Annotated in this window: 7 protein-coding genes; 5 read left to right on the forward strand and 2 right to left on the reverse strand. The window is 30.8% G+C overall.

What is annotated here, in order from left to right:
- From JG780_RS09715 to mutL, 4 genes are all read left to right on the forward strand, one after another.
- Positions 1 to 406, forward strand: a 406-nt coding sequence (locus JG780_RS09715; protein WP_287570391.1) for an HD-GYP domain-containing protein, incomplete at its 5' end; no start/stop codon positions are given.
- Positions 407 to 423: 17 nt separating this feature from the next.
- Positions 424 to 894, forward strand: a complete 471-nt coding sequence (locus JG780_RS09720; protein ID WP_114703145.1) for a metallophosphoesterase family protein — start codon at positions 424 to 426, stop codon at positions 892 to 894.
- 2 nt (positions 895 to 896) lie between these two features.
- Complete coding sequence (locus JG780_RS09725; RefSeq protein ID WP_287570394.1) at positions 897 to 2,264, forward strand: alpha-amylase family glycosyl hydrolase; 1,368 nt, start codon at positions 897 to 899, stop codon at positions 2,262 to 2,264.
- Between the two features lies 1 nt (position 2,265).
- Positions 2,266 to 3,972 (forward strand): DNA mismatch repair endonuclease MutL, encoded by a 1,707-nt coding sequence (gene mutL, locus JG780_RS09730; protein WP_287570395.1) that lies wholly within the window; start codon positions 2,266 to 2,268, stop codon positions 3,970 to 3,972.
- 24 nt (positions 3,973 to 3,996) lie between these two features.
- Here the strand turns inward: mutL and JG780_RS09735 are convergent, their stop codons facing one another.
- On the reverse strand, positions 3,997 to 5,811 hold the full coding sequence (locus tag JG780_RS09735; protein WP_004101019.1) for a heme NO-binding domain-containing protein: 1,815 nt from the start codon (positions 5,809 to 5,811) through the stop codon (positions 3,997 to 3,999).
- Between the two features lie 595 nt (positions 5,812 to 6,406).
- Here JG780_RS09735 and JG780_RS09740 point away from each other — a divergent pair.
- Entirely contained in the window at positions 6,407 to 6,850 is a 444-nt protein-coding gene (locus tag JG780_RS09740; protein ID WP_287570398.1) for a transposase, read from the forward strand.
- 191 nt (positions 6,851 to 7,041) lie between these two features.
- Here the strand turns inward: JG780_RS09740 and JG780_RS09745 are convergent.
- Positions 7,042 to 8,154: TrpB-like pyridoxal phosphate-dependent enzyme (locus tag JG780_RS09745; RefSeq protein ID WP_287570397.1), on the reverse strand; the 1,113-nt coding region annotated here is incomplete at its 5' end.

The following is an 8,154-nucleotide window of genomic DNA, read 5'->3' on the forward strand; positions in this document are numbered from 1 at the left end:
TGATGAAATAAAAATAATGAAGAAGCATGTTTATTATTCATATATTGTATTGAATGATTACAAAGATGAATCTTGGTTTTATCCTGCTGTAAGGCATCAAGAAAGAATTGATGGAAGTGGTTATCCATTTAAATTAAAAGAAAACGAGATGAGTTTTGAGGATAAAATTTTACAGGTTGCAGATTATTTTTCCGCACTTTTAGAGGATAGGCCATATCGTAAAGGATTTGAAAAAGAAAAAGCATTTGAAATAACCTATGATACAGCTAAAAAAGGAACTTTGGATATGCAAGCAGTGGAGGTACTTAATGAGGTTTTAAAAGAGGATAGAGATTACAGAAATATATCTTATATCTCAAAAACTCAAAAAAACATCGATCTATTTGTAAATGGTTTATTACAATAAGTGTAAGGAGTGTATTTATGAGATTTCTAGTAATTTCCGACCTTCATATTCCAACCAGAAACTTTCAAGTGCATCCAAAAATTGTGGAAATTGCAAAAGAATGTGATGGTATTTTTGCGTTGGGAGATTTTGTTGATCTAAATACTGTTTTGTTTCTTCAAAGTTTGAATAGAAATTTCCATGGCGTATTTGGAAATATGGATGATTATGATGTGAAGGATTATCTACCTGCTCAAAAGGTTGTAAAAATTGGAAAGTTTACAATAGGTTTGACCCATGGTAGCGGTTCTCATATAAGAATTCCAGAAAGGATTGTAAATTGGTTTGATAATGATGTTAATGTTATATTATATGGACATAGTCATGTACCTGATGATAGAGTATACCGTGGAAAGCGTTTCATAAATCCAGGGACAGCTATGGAAACATACGGTATAATGGAAATAAATGGTGATTCACTAAAATTTGAAGTATTCAAGGAGGAGTAGAGATGGTAGGATACGAAATTTATATCCGCTCTTTTTATGATTACAACAACGATGGAACAGGTGATTTTAAAGGTCTTTCTAATGCTGTTTCTTATCTAAAAGATTTAGGTGTTGATCTTGTTTGGATAATGCCTCATTTTAAAGCTCCAAGTTACCATGGATACGATATTATAGATTTCTTTGACACCACACCTTCATATGGAACCCTTGATGACTTTAAAGAAATGGTTGAAAAACTTCACGAGGCTGGAATAAAAATTGCGATTGATCTTCCTTTAAATCATGTATCATCAAGGCATCCATGGTTTAAGGCTGCCGTTTCTGGTGATAAAAAATATGAAGATTTCTTTTTATGGGCAGATGATGGAGTAGACTTAAATGAGAAAAGACCTTGGGATAATGAAGTTATCTGGCATCCATATAATGGTAGATGGTATTATGGTGTTTTTGGAGGTTCATCTCCAGACTTAAACTATGAAAATGAAAAGGTTGTTGAAAAGGCACTTGAAATAGTTGAATTTTGGTTAAATATGGGTATAGATGGTTTTAGATTCGATGCTGCAAAACATATTTATGATTATGATCTTCAACAAAAGAAGTTCAGTTACAATCACGAAAAAAATATTCAATTTTGGAAAAAGATTATGGATAAAGCAAGAAGTATAAAAAGTGATGTTTTTGCAGTAACTGAAGTATGGGATGCACCTGAAATAGTTGCTGAATATGCAAAAACAATTGGATGCTCCTTTAATTTTTATTTTACAGAAGCATTGAGAGAATCAATTAATCATGGAAATACCTATAAAATATGGGATTGTTTTTCAAGAACATTGACCGATGATAGAGGACTTTACATTCCTTCAAATTTTTCCAGCAACCATGATATGACAAGGCTTGCTTCAAGTTTGCAGTCTGAGGATCAAAGAAAGGTATTTTTTGCAATGCTCCTTACAACGCCAGGAATTCCATTTATTTTCTATGGCGATGAGCTTGGAATGAAGGGAGTGTATGATCCTTACTTTACTGAGAGTGTAATTGAACCATTCCCTTGGTATTCTTCACTTTCTGGCGATGGTCAAACCCTTTGGAAATCTGTAGGGTTTAACCATGCATTTACTGGTGTTTCTGTTGAGGAACAATCTCAAAGAGAAGACAGTCTATTAAATACTGTAAAAAGATGGATTAAATTTAGAAAAGAAAATGAATGGATGACAAACTCATGGATTGTTGATTTAAGAACAAGTGAATTTGTAGTTGGTTATACAGTAACAAATGGAGAAAAATCACTTAGAATATATCATAACATTTCTGGACATGAAGAGGAATTTGAAGGAATAAGGTTAAAACCATTTGAATCGAAGGTGTTATAGAGTGGGAAAGATAAAGAAACTTCCCGAGCATGTAATTGGAAAGATTGCAGCTGGAGAAGTTGTTGCGGGTCCTTATTCAGTAGTAAAAGAACTTGTTGAAAATTCACTTGATGCAGGTGCTACAAAGATTGAGATAGAGATAAAAAGCGGTGGAAAAAGTTATATAAAAGTGAAGGATAACGGAGAAGGTATGGGACGTGAAGACCTTCTCCTTTCTATTTATGAACATACAACAAGTAAGATAAATGATTTTGATGATATATATAACCTATCTTCCTTTGGATTTAGAGGAGAAGCTCTGGCATCTATTGCAAAGGTCAGTAGGATAGTTATTACATCAAATAATGGAAGTGAGTCTCATAGACTTGAGGCAATAGGTGGAAAGATTAAATCTGTTAATGAATATCCACTTGTTGAGAAAGGGACAATAGTAGAAGTATACGATTTATTTTTTAATGTTCCTGCAAGACGTAAATTTTTGAAATCTGAAGCCACGGAAAAAAGGTATGTAGTAGAATACGTAGAAAAATTTTTGCTTTCAAATCCAGATGTTGAATTTATCTTTAGAGCGGATAATGAAATAATATATAACGCAAGAGCATCAAATCTTGAGGAAAGATTCAAACTTATATTTCCTGAAGTCAAAGAATATACATTAATAAATGGTAAATACGTTGAAGGGATAATTTCATCGCCTAATTATCATAGAAAAAATAGGACAGGACAGATCTTTTTTGTACAAAAAAGATTTGTTATGGATAAAATGCTCTATTACATTTTTGAAAATGGGTATGGTGAAGCACTTGTTGATCATCCATACGGTGTTTTATTTATTAATGTACCATCAAAACTGGTTGATGTTAATGTTCATCCACAAAAATTGGAAGTAAAATTTTCAAATCCGAATATTATATATTCAGATATAACAAGAACGGTGAGAGAGGCATTAAAAAAATTTGTTTCAAAACAAATATTTGTTAAGCCTATAAATGAGAAAAAAACAAAATCAGAGGTTAGCAGTTTTGAGACGAAAAATGTGAATTTTTCTAACGACAGTTTTCAAGATAAATTCAATAGTGTGTTCAAAGAAAGTGTAAATTATGTAGATTATTCTAAAAGCATGTTATTTGATATATCAGAAAAGAATTTAGAAGTAAAAAATGATGTAGTTATTTTAAAAAAGAGGTATGTTTTATTTGAAATGGAAGATGGAATATACATAATGGATTTTCATGCGGCACACGAAAGGTTTATTTACGAGCAAATCTTAGAAAAATTAAAAGTGGGTATTGAAAAAGTTGATTTAATTATTCCTATCGAAATAAGGATTGGAAAAAGTTTAAAGCAGATTGTTATAGAAAAGCTTGATGAATTAAAAGAAAATGGGTTTGAAATAAAGGTTGAAAATGAATCGGTTAAAATTTTATCTATACCATCTTTTATAAAGCCATCAGATGTTGATGATATATTTAAGGAAATTATAGATGAATACAGAATACCTTCAATGGGAACAAAAAATATGAAGCATATAATAGCTGATAAAGCCTGTAAGTCTGCTGTCAGAACAGGGTATGATATTACTGAAGGTGAGGCAAAAAAGCTAATTGAAGAGGTTTTTAAAAGAAATTTGACAACTTGTCCACATGGAAGACCTTTGTTTTTAAAGATTACCTTTAATGAGATTGATAAATATTTTGATAGAACGTAAAAATGGCTCGGTATTCCGAGCCATTTATATTTTAATTTCATTGAAGTTATCTTGTATAGTCTGTATAAGACTTATGGTCTTTCTTACATTTTCAAATACTGATTCTAATTCATCCAAGAACTTTTGTATTGTAGCACTAATTTCTTCTGCTGTTGCAGAACTTTCTTCAGATATTGCAAGGAGATTTTGTATACTTGTTGTTATATTTTCAAGTTTTTCTGTTTCAGAGTTTAAAGTTGAAACAAGAGTATTTAATTGAGAAGTGATATTAGAAATAATTTCACTTGATTCTTTACTTTTTTGTGCACTATTTTCAAGTTCAGATGATTGATTTTTAAGCTCTTCATATCCCTTTGTGACACTTAAACTTAATTGAGAGATACCATTTGAAACGGTTGATAAAAATTGAGAAATTTTAACGGCAGATTCTTTACTTTCTTCAGCAAGTTTTCTTATTTCATCGGCAACTACGGCAAAACCTTTTCCTGCTTCTCCACTTCTTGCAGCTTCTATTGCTGCATTAAGTGCAAGTAAGTTTGTTTGTTCGGCTATATTCATAACGGTATTTGCAATTTCTTGGATTGTACTTGCCTGATTTTTGAGTTCTTCACTTTCCTTTGTTATTTTTTCAAATTCCTCGCTCATTAATTTAATTCCTGATGCCGAATTTTCTACATTTTTTGCCGCAGTTATTATTTTTTCAACTGCTGTGTTTAAGTCATTTATTATTTGATTTTGCTCAGTTATTGTTTGAGATATAGTGTTCACATTTGAAGTTACTGCTTCTGAAATTCTTTCTGCATCATTACTAATTTGAACGGCAGTATCTGCTACCTGTGTTGAAAGTTCCTTCATTGTTCCAATTTCTTCTTGAATTGCATCTGAAGATTCTAAAGTCTTTTTAGAGAAATTTAAAATTTCTTCAGTATCTCCTTGAAATCCTATGAGAAATTCTCTAAGGTTTGACAGGGCTTTGATATTGCTTTTTGATAATTTTTCAAAATCTTTTTCCCCAGATATCATCAAAATATCATTAAAGTCTTTTTCTTTGTAAATATTGATTATTTTTTCAACACTCTTTGTGGCATTTTTTAAATCTTTATTAATTAGAAGGAGTCCTATTAGAATTGAAATCGAGGTTAATATGGATCCGGGTAAAGCACCTAAGTATTTTGTAAATAAAAATGATAGTACAAAAGTTAGTATTGGTATTATAACAGTTAAGTTTGTACTAAAACTTTTTAAAAGACCAAATGAGATAGCTTTGTAAAGTTTTAATTTTACACTTTTTCCGTATGGCTTTGTAGCAGTAACTTTTACTTCGATAAATGAGCCGTTTGAATTCATATCTTGTTTTAGTATTTCAATTTTTAAAGGGTCATTAAAAAAGTCTGCTGCTCCTTTTAAAAGACCTAAAAAGTAGTTTCTAAAATCTCTGTGAGATTCATATCTTATAACTGCAGTTTTTTCGTCAATATAGTTATATATGATTCTTGGAGGTTTTGCACCTTTTATTCTTCTAGTAAGTGCTCTATGGACACTATCCATTGCACTTAGGAAAGATAAAACTCCTTCCTTTTTAAAATAACTTGGATAAAACGAATGAAAAGATTTTATGTTGTGATAACCTGTTTCTTGCCAAAGCTCCTCATATGTTTTTCCAACTTTTTTGGCTAATTCTCTGGAAAAATTGACAACCAGTTCATCAGGAACGTTATTAGTTGGGATCAAAAGATTTTGTTCATCTAAGTTAAATTTTGAAGATAACTCATTTACTATATTTTCACCATATAGTTTTTTCCAAGTGGTTATCCAAATGTTCATTACAAAGCTTTTCATTTTTTACCTCCTTTCTGTTTTTTTCTTACAAATTATTTTACCACATAATTTGTCATAGGTAATTAATCTTTATTTTATCTTTATAGACTTTATATGCGCTTTAAAATTTTCTACTTTGATCAAGGTTTTAGATACACAACAAAAAATCAAAAATAAGGCTCAAACCTCTGTTTTATTTTCGACCCTGGCCAATGTAAAAGATAGGTTAAATTAAAATATAAAAAAGGGCTACACCTGCTAAAATTGTTTTTGTACTAAATATAACACAACACAAGGAGGTATAGCCCAACAATATCCACTTCAATATTATTTGACCACAAAAATTACTCAACAAAATATCTTATCTTGTCTTTGACAAATCTAAAAGAATGTATCTAAGAAAGTATCCTGATCATATCTTTGTTTTAATTTTAACCCTGTATTTAACTAATATTCAATCTATGAGAAGACTATATGCTTATCTTTTAGACGGAAGAATAAAAATAAATAATCTACCTTCTAGACAAACAATACACTATAGATTGAAAAGATTATCAAAAAAGAAAGTAAGTAAGAAACTAAAAATAGCACACTGCTAGTTATTGACAGCAGTGAAATTAGAGGAAAGAAAAAGAGACTTCATCTATTATATGAAGCAAATGCAAAAGTGTTATTAGATTTTGAAATAGGAAATAATAGAGAAGTAGAACATGCAGAAGTTATGTTAGAAGATATAGAAGGTTCGATATTGTTAGCAGATAGGGGGTACTGGCAATGGGAGTTTATTGAAAAAATGAAAGAAAAGATGAAGTTATATGTAAGACCTAGGGGAAGAAAAGGGAAAGAATTTATGGAGCGAGAAATAAATAGGTTGATATATAGCAAAAGATGGGAAATAGAATGGTATATAGAAAGGCTAAAGCAGAGGATAAAGATGAGAGGAATGAATGAAAGGACACTAAAGGCACAGATTACATATATGTTACTAGGGCAGCAGTTAACAATGTTAATAGACACACTCACTGCTCATCCTAAAATGATTAGATTGATTGAAAAATAATTTTTACATTGGCCAGGGTGTTTATTTATTATTTTCTAGTTTAAATATTTTTTCTTATTTTAACCCCTCCTTTGGAGGGGTTAATTTTATTCAATATTATCTTTTTTCTACAATTATTTTAAATTTTTAATAAATGTAATATTATTGAAATCTAAAAATTGTCTTGTATTCTTTATATTTTTTGAGAAATGTTATATATATGCATTTAAATCAAACAACCCATGACCAGAAAGTGTGAATACAATTATTTTTTCTTTATTTTCTTTTTTTGCATTTAATGCTTCTTTTATTGCACCGGCTATTGCATGTGAAGATTCTGGAGCGGGAATAATGCCTTCAAGTTTTGAGAATAATCTTGCTGCTTTAAATGTTTCTTCCTGTGAGAATGCTTTTGCTTCTATTAGATTATGATTTAAAAGCGCAGAAATTATTGGAGCTGCTCCATGATATCTTAAACCACCTGCATGTATAGATGGTGGGACAAAATCTTTACCAAGTGTATACATTTTCAAAAGTGGCGTAAACCCTGCTGTATCTCCAAAGTCATATCTATATTCTCCTTTTGTTAATGTAGGGCAACTTTCAGGTTCACAAGCGATAAATCTAATATTTTTTCCAGATAATTTATCTGGAATGAATGGAAGGATTGTTCCACCAAAATTTGATCCTCCACCATGGCATCCTATTATTACATCTGGTTGAATATTTAATTTTTCAAGTTGTTTTTTTATTTCTAATCCAATAATTGTCTGATGCAGAAGTACGTGATTTAGAACACTTCCAAGTGCATATTTTGAATCATTTCTTTGTAAAACTTCTTCCATAGCTTCGCTTATTGCAATTCCAAGGCTTCCAGGATGATTTTTTTCGTATTTTCTTCCAGATTTTGTGTTTCTACTAGGAGAGGGAGTTACTTTACCGTTAAAAAGTTTCATAATACTTTTTCGTGCTGGTTTTTGGTTGAAGCTAACGCGAACCATATAAATATTTACATCTATTCCAAATTTTAATCCAGAATATGATAAAGCACTTCCCCATTGGCCCGCACCTGTTTCTGTGTAAAGTTTTTTTACTCCTGAGATTTTGTTGTAATATGCCTGTGCAAGTGCGGTGTTTGTTTTGTGACTTCCTGTTGGACTTTGACCTTCATATTTATAGTATATTTTCGCAGGTGTTTGAAGGTATTCTTCTAAAAAATTTGCCCTTATAAGTGGAGTAGGCCTGTATACTGCATATTCTTTTAATATTTCTTCTGGTATATCAATAAATTTGTCAGTATCGTTTACTTCTTGTTCAAGAAGTGG

Source organism: Thermosipho sp. (in: thermotogales), assembly GCF_020054775.1.
GTDB lineage: Bacteria > Thermotogota > Thermotogae > Thermotogales > Fervidobacteriaceae > Thermosipho > Thermosipho africanus.

Excerpts from the sequence above, each read along its gene's own strand:
- JG780_RS09720 (WP_114703145.1), top strand. The coding sequence starts at position 424 with ATGAGATTTCTAGTAATTTCCGACCTTCATATTCCAACCAGAAACTTT.
- JG780_RS09725 (WP_287570394.1), top strand. The coding sequence starts at position 897 with ATGGTAGGATACGAAATTTATATCCGCTCTTTTTATGATTACAACAAC.
- JG780_RS09735 (WP_004101019.1), bottom strand. The coding sequence starts at position 5,811 with ATGAAAAGCTTTGTAATGAACATTTGGATAACCACTTGGAAAAAACTA.